This is a genomic window from Peribacillus sp. TH16 (assembly GCF_016651095.1).
GTDB lineage: Bacteria > Bacillota > Bacilli > Bacillales > DSM-1321 > Peribacillus > Peribacillus butanolivorans.
The window spans coordinates 1378717-1394282 of sequence record NZ_JAEKEM010000002.1 but is presented as its reverse complement, the minus strand read 5'-3'; the positions used below and the strand labels follow the sequence as shown (position 1 = coordinate 1394282).

At 39.0% G+C, this 15566-nt stretch carries 14 protein-coding genes; 10 read left to right on the top strand and 4 right to left on the bottom strand.

Annotated features, from left to right (window positions below):
- Positions 1-19 precede the first annotated feature (19 nt).
- Complete coding sequence (locus JFV29_RS06705) at positions 20-256, bottom strand: IDEAL domain-containing protein (RefSeq protein WP_056528078.1); 237 nt, start codon at positions 254-256, stop codon at positions 20-22.
- 351 nt (positions 257-607) lie between these two features.
- Here JFV29_RS06705 and JFV29_RS06700 point away from each other — a divergent pair, with 351 nt between their 5' ends.
- The 5 genes from JFV29_RS06700 (at position 608) to JFV29_RS31350 (ending at position 3294) form a co-directional block, all read left to right on the top strand.
- Positions 608-1171 carry a competence protein ComK gene (locus JFV29_RS06700; protein ID WP_201181936.1) on the top strand — a complete coding sequence of 188 codons (564 nt, stop codon included), beginning with the start codon at positions 608-610 and terminating at the stop codon, positions 1169-1171.
- Positions 1172-1562: 391 nt separating this feature from the next.
- Positions 1563-2147, top strand: a complete 585-nt coding sequence (locus tag JFV29_RS06695) for a TetR family transcriptional regulator (protein ID WP_201181934.1) — start codon at positions 1563-1565, stop codon at positions 2145-2147.
- 79 nt (positions 2148-2226) lie between these two features.
- The gene (locus JFV29_RS06690; protein WP_056528084.1) at positions 2227-2562 is read left to right on the top strand and encodes a DMT family transporter; all 336 of its coding nucleotides are present in this window, start codon (positions 2227-2229) and stop codon (positions 2560-2562) included.
- A complete protein-coding gene (locus tag JFV29_RS06685) occupies positions 2562-2879 on the top strand; it encodes a DMT family transporter (RefSeq protein ID WP_056528086.1) in 318 nt (105 codons plus the stop codon). The genes JFV29_RS06690 and JFV29_RS06685 overlap by 1 nt, the downstream gene beginning before the upstream one ends.
- 349 nt (positions 2880-3228) lie before the next feature.
- Positions 3229-3294, top strand: a complete 66-nt coding sequence (locus JFV29_RS31350; RefSeq protein WP_342366538.1) for a hypothetical protein — start codon at positions 3229-3231, stop codon at positions 3292-3294.
- An 875-nt stretch (positions 3295-4169) separates the two neighbouring features.
- Here JFV29_RS31350 and JFV29_RS06675 read toward each other — a convergent pair.
- Complete coding sequence (locus JFV29_RS06675; RefSeq protein ID WP_201181932.1) at positions 4170-4544, bottom strand: hypothetical protein; 375 nt, start codon at positions 4542-4544, stop codon at positions 4170-4172.
- A gap of 294 nt (positions 4545-4838) precedes the next feature.
- Between JFV29_RS06675 and JFV29_RS06670 the strand changes: the two genes are divergently transcribed.
- The 5 genes from JFV29_RS06670 to trpB all read left to right on the top strand — a co-directional run bounded on the left by JFV29_RS06670 (position 4839) and on the right by trpB (position 14869).
- The gene (locus tag JFV29_RS06670; RefSeq protein WP_201181930.1) at positions 4839-5453 is read left to right on the top strand and encodes a TVP38/TMEM64 family protein; all 615 of its coding nucleotides are present in this window, start codon (positions 4839-4841) and stop codon (positions 5451-5453) included.
- A 38-nt stretch (positions 5454-5491) separates the two neighbouring features.
- The gene (lepB, locus tag JFV29_RS06665) at positions 5492-6055 is read left to right on the top strand and encodes a signal peptidase I (protein ID WP_201181928.1); all 564 of its coding nucleotides are present in this window, start codon (positions 5492-5494) and stop codon (positions 6053-6055) included.
- Positions 6056-6245: 190 nt separating this feature from the next.
- Positions 6246-9737 carry a helicase-exonuclease AddAB subunit AddB gene (addB, locus tag JFV29_RS06660; protein WP_201181926.1) on the top strand — a complete coding sequence of 1164 codons (3492 nt, stop codon included), beginning with the start codon at positions 6246-6248 and terminating at the stop codon, positions 9735-9737.
- Positions 9734-13459, top strand: coding sequence for a helicase-exonuclease AddAB subunit AddA (addA, locus tag JFV29_RS06655; protein ID WP_201181924.1), 3726 nt, complete (start codon positions 9734-9736; stop codon positions 13457-13459). Before addB ends, addA begins: the two co-directional genes overlap by 4 nt.
- A gap of 246 nt (positions 13460-13705) precedes the next feature.
- Positions 13706-14869, top strand: a complete 1164-nt coding sequence (gene trpB / locus JFV29_RS06650; RefSeq protein WP_201181922.1) for a tryptophan synthase subunit beta — start codon at positions 13706-13708, stop codon at positions 14867-14869.
- A gap of 44 nt (positions 14870-14913) precedes the next feature.
- Here the strand turns inward: trpB and JFV29_RS06645 are convergent, their stop codons facing one another.
- Together JFV29_RS06645 and JFV29_RS06640 are read right to left on the bottom strand one after the other, a co-directional pair.
- Complete coding sequence (locus tag JFV29_RS06645) at positions 14914-15132, bottom strand: spore germination protein (RefSeq protein WP_201181920.1); 219 nt, start codon at positions 15130-15132, stop codon at positions 14914-14916.
- Positions 15133-15153: 21 nt separating this feature from the next.
- Complete coding sequence (locus JFV29_RS06640) at positions 15154-15561, bottom strand: spore germination protein GerPE (RefSeq protein ID WP_201181918.1); 408 nt, start codon at positions 15559-15561, stop codon at positions 15154-15156.
- Between the last annotated feature and the right edge of the window lie 5 nt (positions 15562-15566).

Sequence of the window (15566 nt, the reverse complement as noted above, 5' to 3'; positions counted from 1 at the left end):
TATTTTTAATCAAACATTTTTAATTTCCAAACTGTTTTAGCAAAATGTTCATTTCAGAACTTAGTTTTAGGAATAAAGGTTTGTCTTTAGTATCTAACGCTTCATCAATTTGTTTCGCAAGGATATTCTTTTTGGTATTAAGGACGGATTCTAGAATAATCATATCAATTAACATTTCCTGAACTACAGCATCGTTTTTCATTTCGCTCATTGATAAGGACTTCACTGACTCTGAATAAGATTTTTCATTTTTCAAAGTAACCACCCCTGACCCTTTTTATTAGTATATGGATTTAAGTGGATAAAATCAACAGAAAATTTAAAATATTTGGAAATGTGTCGTTTAGATGACGAAATGACCACGTTTAAAAAGAATTTTTAATTTTTTGTGAACTTGCTTATAACCTATTCTAATTGTGCTATTATAGTGAGGAATTTAACACATATTAACTAACTGTCCTATATTCTATAGCCATATGAGGTATTAGGGAGGGGACAGGGTAAAAGGTTTGATCGAAATCTTAGCTGTTTTCTCAGTAGAGGGAAAATAATAACCAAATGCTGAAAGTTACACTTTTTAATGCAGTGAGGAAGAGGTGGTTGTAAGTTGAAGGAAAGTTGTCAGGGAATTATCGAAGAATATGAAATCACTCCCTATACTTTAATGGTAATGCCAATCAATTATGGAAGTAAAATATACGCCCAAATCGTTGAATTGGAGGACGAGTTCATTTCCCCTTTCAAACCTTTGGAAATTGTCAAGAAAAGCTGTGAGTACTTTGGATCGAGTTATGAGGGACGAAAGGATGGAACGAAACAGCTTATAAATATCACTCATAAAGCACCGATCGCGATTGACCCAACTAGTTCAATTTTCTTCTTTCCGACTACATCTCCCTTACGTCCTCAATGCATCTGGTTATCTCATGAGCATGTGGTATCCTATGATCGCGTAGATTCAAAACATACAAAGGTTACATTCCGAAATAAACAAACCATCGATATAGAAGTATCATGCAGTTCTTTTGAAAACCAGCTGCATCGGACATCTTTTTTAAAAACTAAACTAATTCAAAGGATTGAGGAAACAAAGAGGAAGTCTTTCTATTTGTTCACCGATGCAAATGGGGGAAAAGCTTCAGAGATGATGTCAAAGTATAATCCACGCTAGCTAATTATGTTAAGCAAAGCATTTGCAAGAAGTGTTGATTTGTATCAATCAATATTAAAACCTCAAAAAGCGAACTTCCTAAGAGGAGGTTCGCCTATTCTAATTTAAGCAGGTATATAAACTGCCCTAAATTAAAAACCTGCCTTACAAAACTGTAAGACAGGCGTCATTTAGATAGATGTGCCGTAATAAGTATATCTCCTATAATGAAATCAATGGAAAGATATATTTTACAATGATATGAAAAACCCATCAACCTTTTCGCTGAATCAGGAATTGAGCATCCTTTTATATGCATTCGATTGTGGAAAACATCATAACCTTTTTGACATTTCATTAGTATTAATATATAATGAATGACAGTCATTCATTCGCGAAGGAGGTTCATAATATGGCAAGCAGTCCTGATGGAAAATATGAAAAAATTTTAAAGGCCGCCATTGATGTCATCCCTGAAAAAGGCCTTGATAAGACTTCCATTTCAGATATCGTAAAAAAGGCTGGAGTGGCACAAGGAACTTTTTATTTATATTTCTCTTCAAAAAAGGCTTTAATACCAGCTATTGCAGATAACCTTCTTACCATTACTTTAGAAGGAATTAAGGAAAAGATTCAAACGGAAGAAAACTTTTGGGACGTCTTGGAAGTTGTGATTGATGAAACCTTTAACGTAACAGATGCACATAAAGATGTTATTGTCCTTTGTTATTCCGGGCTTGCTATAGATTATTCAATGGAGAAATGGGAATCGATATATCAGCCTTATTATTCTTGGCTTGAGGATATAATAGATAATGCCATTAAAAATAACCAGATAATCAGTGACATTAATGTTAAATGGACGGCTAGAATGATTATAAACCTTATTGAAAATTCAGCGGAACGATTTTTTATAAGTCATGAGCAAGATGATACCCTCGAAGTATTTAAGGGTGAGATATTTAACTTTTTAAAAAGAGCGTTATTTAGAACATAAATAAGTTATTGGATCTTTTCCAATACTTTTTATTTCATTAAAAATGACTGACATTCATTCAGTAAGAGAGGTGATTAATATGAGTTGGTTATTAGTGCTTGTTGCTGGTATTTTAGAAGTAGTTTGGGCATCAGGACTTAAGTATGCAGATTCCTTTTTAGATTGGGTAATCACCTTTCTTTTAATTGCAGTAAGTTTCATTTTACTCATTCGTTCTTATAAAACGATTCCTGTAGCCGCGGCTTATACTGTATTCGTAGGAATTGGAACTGTAGGCACATATATCGCGGGGGTATTTTTAGGTGAATCTTACTCTTTTGGACAAATTTTCTTTCTAATGATTCTTTTATCAGGAATTATCGGAATGAAGACATTCACTAAAAAAGATAATGAGAAAACAAGAGGTGAGCATTAATGGCTTGGGGATTATTATTAATAGCTGGTCTTGAGGAAGTCATTGCTACGATTGCAATGAAATACATGGATGGTACAAGAAAAAAATGGCCTATATACGTGATGACGATCGGCTTTTTACTCTCATTTTACTGTCTTTCTAAAGCTATGCAAGTACTTTCTGCTGGAGTTGCTTATGGAGTATGGACTGGTATTGGTAGTGTAGGAATCACTTTAGTCGGTATATTATGGTTTAAAGAACGATTTGTTTTTTCTCAATTTATATCACTTGGTCTTATTTTAATAGGGGTCATTGGTTTAAAGATGACATCATCGTAATAACAATTGAAAATAAAGTGAAAAACGTCATTGGAATAGAATGACAAACAAGAGGTGATAATATAGCTAGGTTCTATTTTTTATTAGAGGAATGTTAGAGATTGGCATTTTATAAGTAAAGAAGAAATGATAAAAACGGCATGGGTCATGTTAATAATGGCAATATTAGCATAAATTGGCGGTGTGATTTCATTGAAACTTACAGATGGCTTTACAAAATTCAACCAACGATTTCTTGTCTTTTTTCGCCGGAATTAGCTTTTATTTATTATCTGTGGCCATACAAACTCTTCCTGTAGGATAGGCTTATGCCATCTGGACTGGTATTGGTTCAGATGGCATAAGCGTTTTGAGTGGAATGCTTTTTTTCAAAAAATTAAAAAATATTAAACGAATTATACTATTAGTGGTATAGGCATCAGTATAATGGATGTCAATTGTTTCATGATATTAAAGAAAATGATTTTGTTATACTTATAATTTAGTACTCTTTTATTTTTTAAGAGGATTTGTTCGAAATGGTGGCGTTGTAAAACTACCTTGCGAAATTCACGATTGCATGACGAGTCCTTTTATACACCAAGATGCTGTTTGAATCTGATATTCATTTTAAATGGGGGATATTTATATGCCCCCATTTAAAATGAATATTTGGTAAGGGGTATAAAGAGAGGGACATCCCTTTCCAAACAATACGTATATACTTCGTTTATCTGCCATTTTAATATCTCTTATACTTATGTTGTTAGTTGTTAACAATAGGGGACTTGTGAGACATCGTAGACAGAAGATGACCAATCTTTTTTTTAAGAGAACCACCATACGATTAAAACATGCCCTTTTTGAAAAAATCCAGTCAGAAATGCTTCTTTATAACGCACCAGATGGATTTACATAGTTATGGAATAAAGGTGTTAATCCTTTAAATCTTCTGGAGTCATTTTCTTTAACAATATTGTTATTATCATGGAGAACCTTTTTAACCATAATTAAGGTGTTTATATTGACTAAAAGTTATGAAGCAATTGGAGTGAGTGATATACAGATACTTCTTCTGAAGAGTTTGAGCCTATAACACTATTTTTCCAAGAAAAATATAGCCAACAGCGTTCCATTAACCCCTTATATATCTCTCTACGAATTTCTTTGAATGTAAATATTCACATTCATATATAGGAATAAACAACCCCTAGTAAGTGCATGAAGTTTCTGAAATGAATAATAAAACCAAGTAGCCCATCATTTAAATTATTATAACTTTCAATAGGCGGTTTTAAACAAATACATCCCCTAAACTTCCTTGGATCGTTGACTTCTTTCGAAAAAGTAATTACACAATAAGTCTTCGGTTTTGTTGCGAAGGCGGGGATTGAAATAATTATGATGTTCCTCGTATCCTTTATATAAAAAACAATACATCGTAAAGGATTCATCGCGTTTAATTTCACTTACCTTAATATTCTCCTTGCGCAAATAGCGCCGCACCTCGGCAAGCTCTTCCTGAACGGCTTTTAAAACATGTTCCACTAGTTCTGAATAGGGCCTTTTTAATTTAAACGGACTTATTTCGATGACCTTGAGATCCCGGTTTAAGACTGTAATCACCATAGGAAGGTAGATGGCTTTTTCAATCATATTTCGGTCATCCTCTGGAATGCGGGTCATCATGACCGCTCCTTTCTAAAAAAGCAGGTTTCCATATTAATATGTATGCTTCGTAAAAATAAGAACATATGTTCTCTAATCCATCTTAATGGATTATCAGTTGATATGCAAGCGGTTTGTTGGAATGATGAAATTTTTGTTAATAAGATTATGTTTTCCTGAGATAGGGAAAGTATGATTATATATGGATAATAATTCTTGCAATTTTTCAGAGGAAAGTGATATATCTAAAATAGAACAGCTTTTTAATAAGTTTATGCTGCTTTAATAGTCGGCATGTCGAGGGAGATAATTATGGACTTGGATACTATACGTGAGTGGTTTACACTTGATAATATATCGGCACTTATTCAGCAATATCGCTCATTCGGTCCAATCCCGGGAATTTTGCTACCGATGCTGGAAGCTTTTTTGCCCTTTTTACCCTTAGTAGTGTTTGTACTCGCTAACGCAACGGCTTTTGGTCTCTGGTGGGGTTTTTTATTTTCTTGGATTGGGGCGGTAGCGGGAGCTTTTCTGATCTTTTTAGTTATTAGAAGATATGGTCAAATGAGGCTTTTTCGACTTTTGCAGAAACATAAACAGGTGCAAAGGCTAATGGTTTGGGTAGAAAATCATGGATTCGGACCGCTGTTTATACTGCTCTGCTTCCCTTTTACACCATCGGCTATTGTGAACATAGTGGCGGGTCTTTCAAAGGTCAGCCCGTTGCAATATGGACTAGCTGTCATAGGAGGGAAAGCGGTGATGATCTTTACGATTAGCTTCGTAGGTTATGATCTTGTATCGCTTATTCATAAGCCTGTGCGTACAATCATCATAGGTATTGTCATTTTTATCTTATGGTATGTAGGAAAAAGACTGGAAGTCCGGCTAAATAAAAGCATGAAGAGAGAAGAAGGGAAATAAGTATTAGAATATAAATGCAGCAGTAGGGGTTGAAATAGATGGAAAAAACAAACAGAAATTCTTTATCCGACTGGGTAAAAGCAGCCATGATTGCTTTTGTTATTTACATCTTAATCCGTACATTTTTCTTTTCAAGCTATGATGTTGAAGGGGAGTCGATGCAGCCGACACTTGAAGAAGGTAACAAACTTGTTGTGAATAAAATTAATTATCAAATCAGGGATATCAGCCGATTTGACATAATTGTTTTTCATGCGAATTCACACGAAGATTATGTTAAACGAGTTATAGGGATTGCAGGTGACCGTATTCGTTACAAGGATGATTGGCTTTATGTAAATGGTGAGAAAGTGAATGAGCCTTATCTTGAGAAGTTTAAGGAGGGGTTCCCGGGGCAGAACTTTACGGGTGATTTTACATTAAAAGAAATCACTGATACGACCACTGTCCCAGATGGCAAGCTGTTTGTCATGGGGGATAATCGTCTTGAAAGTGCGGACAGCCGCCACTTTGGTTACATACCAGTTGAAAATGTAGTTGGTAAAGTTGATGTGCGATATTGGCCAATCAAAGAATTTAATTTGCAGTTTAAAGGTGAATGATTGCGGAAGCCCGAAATTATTGAGGGCTTTTTCTTTTGATTAAAACACGAACGTACGATTGGTATTTTTATTAAGGAAACGGTAAAATAATAGGAAACAAATCGTAACTGGAAACAGAAACCAGGTCAAAAAGACGGCAGTATTTCTGGTATGATAGATCTAGATATTATGTTGTATAAGGGGGAAAAAGATGTCACTACGTTTTTTACTAGGAAGATCGGGTGCAGGGAAAACTTCGAATGTTTTGGACGAAATTCGCTCCAGATTGGATAAGGACCCCGAAGGCAATCCAATAATTTACCTCGTTCCTGATCAGATGACGTTTCTATCGGAATATAAATTAATTAAAACGCCAGGCCTCGCTGGAATGATACGGACACAGGTATTCAGTTTTAGTAGGCTAGCTTGGCGCGTTCTGCAGGAAACTGGAGGAATGAGCCGTCTTCATTTGGACAGTGTTGGCGTTAATATGTTGATACGAAAGATTGTGGATGATAAAAAAGAAGATTTGAAAATGTTTCGCCGATCTGCTGATAAGCAGGGATTCATTGCTCAAATGGAACAAATACTGGCTGAATTCAAGCAATATTGCATCCAACCGGATGACATTCAAAACTATTTGACCGAAACATCACCGGGAGGCAATGGAATTCAGGATAAACTACATGACCTTGAACTGGTTTATCAGGCTTTTGAGGATGAAATGATTGGAAAATATTTAGATTCTGAAGACTATTTTACTTTACTTATAGAAAAAATGTCAGAGTCTTCATATATAAGAGACGCGGATATATACATCGATGGTTTTTACAGTTTGACACCACAGGAATTATTGATTGTAGAAGAAATGATGAAGCTGTGCAAGAGTGTAACAATTGCGTTGACATTAGATCAGCCCTACAGACAATATGCGCCTGATGATCTGCAGCTTTTCAGGCAAACAGGGAATCTGTATCATCAGCTTTATCAAGCGGGATTAAGGGCTGGAATTCCAATAGCAGAAGATCGCATCCTAAACGGTACAGCAAGGTTTGGTGGGAGTCCAGGGCTGAATCATCTGGAAACCTATTTTGCCCAACGTCCTGCGCGAACTTTTGAGAACCCCTCTGAAGTAACGATTGCTCAGGCAGTTAACCGCAGGGCTGAAATTGAAGGGGTCGCCCGGAACATTTTGACACTTGTCAGACAAAACAAGCACCGCTTTCGGGATATTGCGATTTTAGTTCGCAATGGAGAAGCATACGAAGATATTTTACAAACAGTTTTTCGGGATTATCAAATTCCACTGTTCGTGGATTCAAAACGAACTATGCTCAATCATCCCCTGATTGAACTGATTCGATCGACATTGGAGATCATAAATGGCTATTGGCGTTATGAACCAGTATTTCGGGCAATCAAAACGGAGCTACTATTCCCGCTTCAAAAAAGCCACGACCGAATGCGTGAGCAGGTAGATAAGCTTGAAAATTATGTGCTTGCTCGTGGGATTAAAGGAGGTAAGTGGACTTCTAAAGATCGATGGACCTACCGCCGCTTCCGTGGACTAGAGCTCGAAGACCGAGCCCAAACGGATAGGGAAATGAAGCTTGAGCAGGAACTGAATGAGCTGAAGCAATTATTTACTGAGCCCATTTTGAAGCTCTCAAAACGAGTGAAAAAGTCTCAAAATGGTAGAGAAATATGCGAAGCCCTTTATCTATATCTTGAAGAATTACATGTACCGGAAAAATTGGAAAAGCTAAAGCTGGAGGCCGAAGAAGCAGGAGATTTGGTTTCAGCTAGAGAGCATGAACAATCGTGGAACGCAGTCGTCGACCTGCTAGATCAATTCGTCGAGCTGTTAAGCGAAGAAGAGCTTTCTATGAAACAGTTTGCGGTAATCATTGAAGCAGGTCTGGAATCCCTTGAATTTTCTTTAGTACCGCCGGCAATTGACCAAGTCCTTGTCGCTAATCTCGATCTATCTCGTCTTGATGATGTTAAGACAGCTTTTGTCATTGGTCTAAATGAAGGGGTCTTGCCAGGAAAAGCTGTATCTGATGGAGTATTTTCCGATAGTGATCGCGAAACGCTTTTGGCAAGTGGACTTGACGTTGCCCCAAGCTCGAAGGTTCGCCTCTTGGATGAGGAGTTTACAGCGTATAAAGCATTTACTACACCGGCTGAAGCGCTCTATTTATCGTATCCGCTTGCCGATGAGGAAGGAAAAGCTCTCTTACCCTCTTCTTATTTAAAGAGGGTAAGGGACGTCCTGCCGCACGTTACCGATTCTTTTTATATGAACGACCCATCGGACCTGTCTGCTGAGGAGCAGGTGAAGTATGCCGCGAATTATGATGTGGCCCTGTCTTATCTGGCTGCCCAATTGCAGTTGAAAAAACGAAACTACCCCATCCATTCACTCTGGTGGGATGTATACAATACCATTATTGAAGATGAAATGGTTGGTCCCGCAGCAGCTAAGGTATTATCGAGTCTTTTTTACCAAAATAAAACGAAGAAATTATCTGAAGAAACAAGTAAGCAATTATATGGTGAAAGCATTCTTACAAGTGTATCGCGGATGGAAATGTTTAATAGCTGCCCGTTTTCCCATTACGCTGCTCATGGTTTGAAATTAAGGGAAAGGCAGATTTTTCGTCTGGATGCACCGGATATTGGTGAAATGTTCCATGGAGCGCTAAAAATGATTTCGGATTATTTAAAGGAAAATGATATTCCTTGGTCTTCATTGACAAAAGAGCAATGCTTGGAATTGGCTAGAAACGCAGTGGAAAGGCTTGCTCCAAAGCTTCAAAATCAGATTTTGTTAAGTACGAACCGACATCATTATTTGCGAAGGAAATTGGAACATGTAATTGGTCGGGCATCAATCGTCTTAAGTGAACATGCCAAGGTGAGCGGATTTGCTCCAATAGGATTGGAACTTGGCTTCGGGAAAAATGGAGAGCTGCCGCCACTTTCATTCACACTGAAAAACGGGACGGAAATGGAATTAATTGGGCGGATTGATCGTGTTGATAAAGCGGAAGAAGGTGAGGGTGTCTATTTGCGAGTGCTCGATTATAAATCGAGTGAAAAGGAGCTAAACATGAGTGAAGTGTACTATGGACTTGCTCTGCAAATGCTGACATATCTCGATATCGTCGTTACCCACTCCCATTCACTTATCGGCAAAGAAGCGATTCCAGCTGGTGTTTTGTATTTTCATGTTCATAATCCGGTTGTTAAATCAAAGGGTATGCTCAGTTTGGATAAAATTGAGGAAGAAATCTATAAGAGCTTTAAAATGAATGGACTTGTATTAGATCATACAAATGTTATTCAGATGATGGATACATCGCTTGATATAGAGACTTCCAGTAAATCTGACATCATTCCAGCTGGATTTAAAAAGGATGGATCGCTTTTAGCAGCTTCCAAAGTTGCGAGTAGGGAAGAGTTTTCACTTTTGAATCATCACGTACGCCGGGTCTATCAGGAGGCTGGTGATCGAATGGTCGATGGTGACGTAGATATCACACCATATAAATTAAAGGAAAAAACCCCATGTACCTTCTGTTCGTTTAAATCAGTATGTCAATTCGATCAGTCTTTGGAGGAGAATCAATTTAGGAATTTAGCACAGAAGAAACAAAATGATGTTCTGGATTTATTAAGAGGGGAGGGTGAAAGATGAGTAAAACAATAATTCCTGCGCTTCCGGGTGACGTTACTTGGACGGAAGATCAATGGAAAGCGATTTGGGCAAAAAATCAGGACATTCTGGTTGCAGCGGCGGCAGGTTCAGGGAAAACTGCGGTGCTAGTCAATCGGATTATTCAAAAGGTTGTTTCAGAAGATGATCCGATTGATGTTGATGAACTCCTTGTTGTGACATTCACGAATGCTTCGGCTGCCGAGATGCGTCACAGGGTCAGCGAGGCATTAGAAAAAGCGATTAATGAAAATCCGCATTCACAGCATCTGCGTAAGCAGTTGAGCTTGATTAATCGAGCTTCGATCTCCACGCTTCACTCCTTTTGTTTAGAGGTGATTAGGAAGTATTATTATCTGACGGAAATCGACCCAGGCTTTCGAATTGCGGACTCTACAGAGGCACAGCTACTACGTGATGAAGTAATGGAAGTGCTTTTCGAAGAGCAGTATGGTCAGAGTGATAATGAAGAGTTCTTTAATTTGGTTGATGCTTTTACAAGTGATCGAAACGACGATGCACTTCAGAATATAGTCCGATCTCTCTATGATTTTTCGCGATCGAATCCAGATCCAAATCAATGGCTAAATAGTGCCGCTGCCATGTATGATCTGGCTGATGATGCAGGAATAGACGATCTTACATTTATAGAGTCCTTGAAATTCGATATTGGTTTGCAGTTGGATACAGCCAAGGATTTATTGGAGCGCTCCCTCGAACTGACAAAGGTACCAGGGGGGCCAGCACCAAGGGCAGAGAATTATTTAGCTGACCTTGCTCTTGTTGCCAAATTATCGGGAGTTAAAGATCACTCTTGGAACGCTCTTTATGAAGAAATCCAAAACGTGAAGTTTGGTACGGCAAAACGATGCACGGGAGCAGACTTTATCAAAGATATTGCAGATGAGGCTACCAAATATCGTGATAAGGCAAAGAAAATTATAAAATCGTTGCAGGAAGAGTTATTTTCTCGTAAGCCCGAAAGTTATCTACGTGATATAAGAGAACTGAAGGGATATGTCGATACCCTGGTTATGCTCGTTAAACAGTTTGACGAAAGATTCTTCGCCGCAAAAGCGGAAAAAAACTTGGTCGATTTCGCTGATTTGGAGCATTACTGTCTTCAAATCTTGACAGAGGAAACCGTAGATGGTGAACGAAAGCCATCAGCAGCCGCTATTGAATATCGGAAACAGTTTAAAGAGGTACTTGTCGATGAATATCAGGATACCAATCTAGTTCAGGAATCAATTTTAAAACTGGTGACGGCAGATGGAGAATATAGTGGGAATCTGTTTATGGTGGGCGATGTCAAACAGTCGATATACCGTTTCAGGCTTGCGGAACCGAATCTTTTCCTTGGAAAGTACACACGCTTTACCCATGATGGGAACGAATCCGGTCTGAGGATCGATTTAAACCGGAATTTCCGGAGCCGAAAGGAAGTTCTCGATGGAACGAACTTCTTATTTCAACAGCTGATGGGGATTACAGTCGGTGAGATTAATTATGATGAGGACGCCCAGTTGAAAAAAGGAGCGCCGTATCCCGAAGACAAACCAAACCCTATTGAACTCCATTTAATTGATGGAGCAGAATCCCATTCAGAAACAGAAGAGTCGGAAATCGGATTCGAGGCCGAGGAACTTGAAAAGGCGCAACTCGAAGCAAGATTGATGGCCAAGCTCATTAAAAAGACTATAAACGAAAAGAATCAGATATATGATATGAAAACCCAACAATACCGTTCTGCGACTTATCGTGATATGGTCATTCTCCTTCGTTCTATGCCATGGGCACCGCAAATTATGGAAGAATTTAAGAAGCAGGGGATTCCTGTTTATGCTAACTTGTCATCAGGGTATTTTGAGGCGACAGAAGTAGCAATCATGATTTCCTTATTAAAAGTGATTGATAATCCCCAGCAGGATATTCCTTTGGCTTCCGTTCTGCGTTCACCTATCGTCGGGATGGATGAAGAAGAAATGTCGCAGGTCCGTTTATTCCATACAGGTAGCTATTATGAAGCATTAGCTGATTTTTACAGAAAGAGTGACTCAGATGAGCATCCTGGGCTTTATGAAAAAGCTTCATCATTTTATAAAAAGCTAGTAAAATGGCGAAAGCTTGCCAGGCAGGAGGCGTTGTCCGACTTAATCTGGTTGCTGTATCGTGAAACTCAGTTCTATGATTTTGCAGGAGGAATGCCGGGTGGCAAACAGCGTCAGGCCAATTTAAGGGCATTGTACGACAGGGCAAGGCAATATGAAGCGAGTTCATTCCGTGGTCTGTTTCGTTTTCTGCGTTTCATTGATAGAATGCAGGAACGTGGAGATGATTTAGGGGCAGCTCGGGCTTTAGGTGAACAGGAAGATGTAGTCCGCCTGATGACGATTCACTCCTCAAAGGGTCTGGAGTTTCCGATTGTGTTTATTGCCGGACTTTCTAAACAATTTAATATGATGGATTTACGAAAGCCTTATTTACTGGATAAGGATTATGGTTTTGCGGCTAAGTATGTGAATTCTGAATTGCGGATAACGTATCCATCCCTTCCACAGTTGGCTTTTAAGAAGAAGAAGCAGCTTGAATTAATTGCAGAGGAGATGCGTGTCCTCTATGTTGCGCTTACAAGGGCTAAGGAAAAGCTGTATTTAATTGCCAGTATCAGTGATGCAGAAAAAATGCAGCATAATTGGGCAAGTAATGCGACACACGGTGATTGGTTATTAAAGGACTATGTACGAGCAGGTGCAAAAAGCTATCTTGATTGGATCGGTCCATCCCTTGTCCGTCATCGAGACTTTCAGGGGGTAGCTGGTCTTGGCTGGGAAATGGAGTCACATCCATCAAATTGGTCCATCTCTGTCATTCCTAGTGAAGAGCTGGCAGTTCTGGATGATGAAGAGGCACTCGCACAAGAGCAATTACTAGAGCATGTTCATAAGTCAGAGAAGGTCGAAATGGTTTCCGAGTTTTCTCAGGATATCAAGGAACAGCTTAAATGGGAGTACCCAGAACATGAGTCTTCCGTGCATCGTTCCAAGCAGTCCGTTTCTGAACTAAAACGTCAATATGAACTGAAGGATGAGCAAAGTTCCACAGAGTTGTTGAGAAAATTTAAGCGGCCAATCACGAAGCGTCCGACTTTTATGCAAGAAAAGTCACTAACTCCTGCTGAAAGAGGAACGATTACCCATTTAGTCATGCAGCATATCGATTTATCAAACGAGATTACCATTCAATCGATTCAGCAATTGATGGTTGAACTGATTCAACGCGAGTTGTTGACCGACGAACAGAAAGAAGCTGTGAATCCGGATACGATTGTTGATTTCTTTGACAGTGATATCGGTCAAAGAATGCAGAAGGCTCAAAGTATTCGCCGTGAAGTGCCATTTACAATGTCATTGCCGGCTAAAGAGGCTTACAGTGATTGGGCAACTGGAGAAGAGGAAATTCTGATTCAGGGTGTTATTGATTGTATTTTTGAGGATGAACAAGGGCTTGTGTTGCTTGATTATAAAACGGATACAATAACTGGTCGTTTTGCTAGTGGGTATGAAGGGGCAAAAGAGATTCTTGCCGCTCGATACCGGATGCAGCTACAGCTTTACACAAGGGCTGTCGAAGGAATATTAAATAAAAAAGTAACGAGCCGTTATTTATTTTTCTTCGATGGAGCGCATTTATTGGAAGTATAAAGAGAAGTGCGTAAAACCCTGGCAAATAGACAATGAAAAAAAGAATAGATTAAGCTATGGTCTTTTCTCGATATTCAATCGGGGAAAGACCGTTTTGCCATATAAAAATCCCCACATAGGTAGACAGTAGGTGATAATACTAAGGCACTCTTTTTACTTAAAAAATAAACAGAATTGTTTGAAAAATATTGCAAGGTTGCTATATACTAATGTATAAAATACCTTTCTAAAGGAGAAGAGCTGAGTATGACGAGTAAGATGGAGAGCAGAGGATACTTTGGTGAGTTCGGGGGAAGCTTTGTACCGGAAGAACTTCAGCAAGTAATGGATATTTTAGAAGCAGAATTCTTGAAATATAAGGATGATCCGGAATTTAAAGAGGAGTTTCAATACTATCTAAAAGAATATGTGGGACGTGAAAATCCTTTAACCTATGCACAAAATTTAACGAAAAAAATTGGTGGAGCCAAAATTTATTTAAAGCGTGAAGACCTAAATCATACGGGTGCTCACAAAATCAATAATGCGATTGGCCAAATCCTGCTGGCTAAACGGATGGGTGCTAAACGCATCATTGCAGAAACAGGAGCAGGGCAGCACGGTGTAGCGACTGCGACAGCTTGTGCGATGTTTGGTTTAGAGTGTGTTATCTATATGGGCAAGCTAGATACAGAGAGACAGGCGCTGAATGTCTTTCGGATGGAATTGTTGGGTGCCAAGGTTGTTGCAGTTGAAAAAGGACAGGGACGATTAAAGGATGCTGTTGATGAGGCGTTAAATGACTTGGTCCATAACTACGAAAATACTTTTTATTTGCTTGGTTCAGCTGTAGGGCCACATCCTTATCCATCTATCGTTAAGCATTTTCAGGCAATCATAAGTGAAGAATCAAAACGCCAGATTCTTGAAAAAGAGGGCAAGCTGCCTACTGCCATTATTGCCTGTGCTGGAGGTGGAAGTAATGCCATCGGTGCTTTTACTCACTATATCGATGAAGAAAATGTCCGTTTAGTTGGTGTCGAACCGGCTGAAGCCCCAAGTATTTCACAAGGTGTACCGGCAGTATTGCATGGATTTAAAAGTTTGACGTTATTGGATGAAAAGGGAGACCCGCAGCCAACTTTTTCAATTGCTGCAGGTTTGGATTATCCAAGCGTGGGTCCGGAACATAGCTTCTTGAAAGATAGTGGTCGAGCGGAGTATGTAACAATAAAAGGTGAAGAAGCTCTTGAGGCCTTTCAAATTTTGTCCAAAACAGAAGGGATAATTCCGGCTCTCGAAAGCTCTCATGCTGTAGCGCACGCGCTGAATTTGGCAAAAGAGTTAACAAAGGATGACATATTAATTGTTAATTTATCAGGACGTGGTGATAAAGATGTAGAGCAAGTATTTAAAATGCTTGATAAATAAATGTAATGGGAAAAGCCTCCTGGAAATAGGAGGCTTTTGTTTGGCTAATTATTCCCTGAAATGGGTTGATCGACTCCATTGATATCAAGGATATTGTTTCCGTTCAGACCACTGGCCGTAAAGACGATTCCACCTGTGTTTGCTGAGCCGGATCCAGTGACAGTTTTGTTGGAAGATTTCGGCGAAATGACGGCTGCATCACCGAATAATAGATTTCCATCCGCTACATTGAATACTTGAACTGGGCCGACAATGGCTGGCATATGAATTCCTCCTTTTTCATTTTAAGTTTCATTCGATCCATCCTCTGTTTGTGTCTCTTCATTTTTTTTTTGAACCTGTCGAATGTGATGCACTCTGGATTCCATGCGTATATGGCCGACATTGCCAACACTGACAACGGATGAAGATGATATCCCAATAATGCGGACATTGCCAACACGGATAAAGGGGTTAGGGTTTGAAAATTGTGGAAGAAAAGGTTCATCAATCCTCGGAATATAGAGGGGCCTCTTAAAGATGCTGAAATCGCTGAATTGAAATTCTTGTGGCTGGAAATTATCGCTTTTCTTCTGAATTGCCAATGCTTGTGAATTTCCGTCAATATAAGAACAGTCTCCGATTTGCATGGTGGAACTTAAAATTAACGTCTTGGAAGAAAGGGACTTTACTTTTGAGATTCTTGAAAACATGTCTT

Coding starts and splice junctions, on each gene's coding strand:
- JFV29_RS06685 (WP_056528086.1), top strand. CDS start 2,562: ATGGCTTGGGGATTATTATTAATAGCTGGTCTTGAGGAAGTCATTGCT.
- trpB (WP_201181922.1), top strand. CDS start 13,706: ATGACGAGTAAGATGGAGAGCAGAGGATACTTTGGTGAGTTCGGGGGA.
- addA (WP_201181924.1), top strand. CDS start 9,734: ATGAGTAAAACAATAATTCCTGCGCTTCCGGGTGACGTTACTTGGACG.
- addB (WP_201181926.1), top strand. CDS start 6,246: ATGTCACTACGTTTTTTACTAGGAAGATCGGGTGCAGGGAAAACTTCG.
- JFV29_RS06670 (WP_201181930.1), top strand. CDS start 4,839: ATGGACTTGGATACTATACGTGAGTGGTTTACACTTGATAATATATCG.
- lepB (WP_201181928.1), top strand. CDS start 5,492: ATGGAAAAAACAAACAGAAATTCTTTATCCGACTGGGTAAAAGCAGCC.
- JFV29_RS06645 (WP_201181920.1), bottom strand. CDS start 15,132: ATGCCAGCCATTGTCGGCCCAGTTCAAGTATTCAATGTAGCGGATGGA.
- JFV29_RS06640 (WP_201181918.1), bottom strand. CDS start 15,561: ATGTTTTCAAGAATCTCAAAAGTAAAGTCCCTTTCTTCCAAGACGTTA.
- JFV29_RS06675 (WP_201181932.1), bottom strand. CDS start 4,544: ATGACCCGCATTCCAGAGGATGACCGAAATATGATTGAAAAAGCCATC.
- JFV29_RS06695 (WP_201181934.1), top strand. CDS start 1,563: ATGGCAAGCAGTCCTGATGGAAAATATGAAAAAATTTTAAAGGCCGCC.
- JFV29_RS06690 (WP_056528084.1), top strand. CDS start 2,227: ATGAGTTGGTTATTAGTGCTTGTTGCTGGTATTTTAGAAGTAGTTTGG.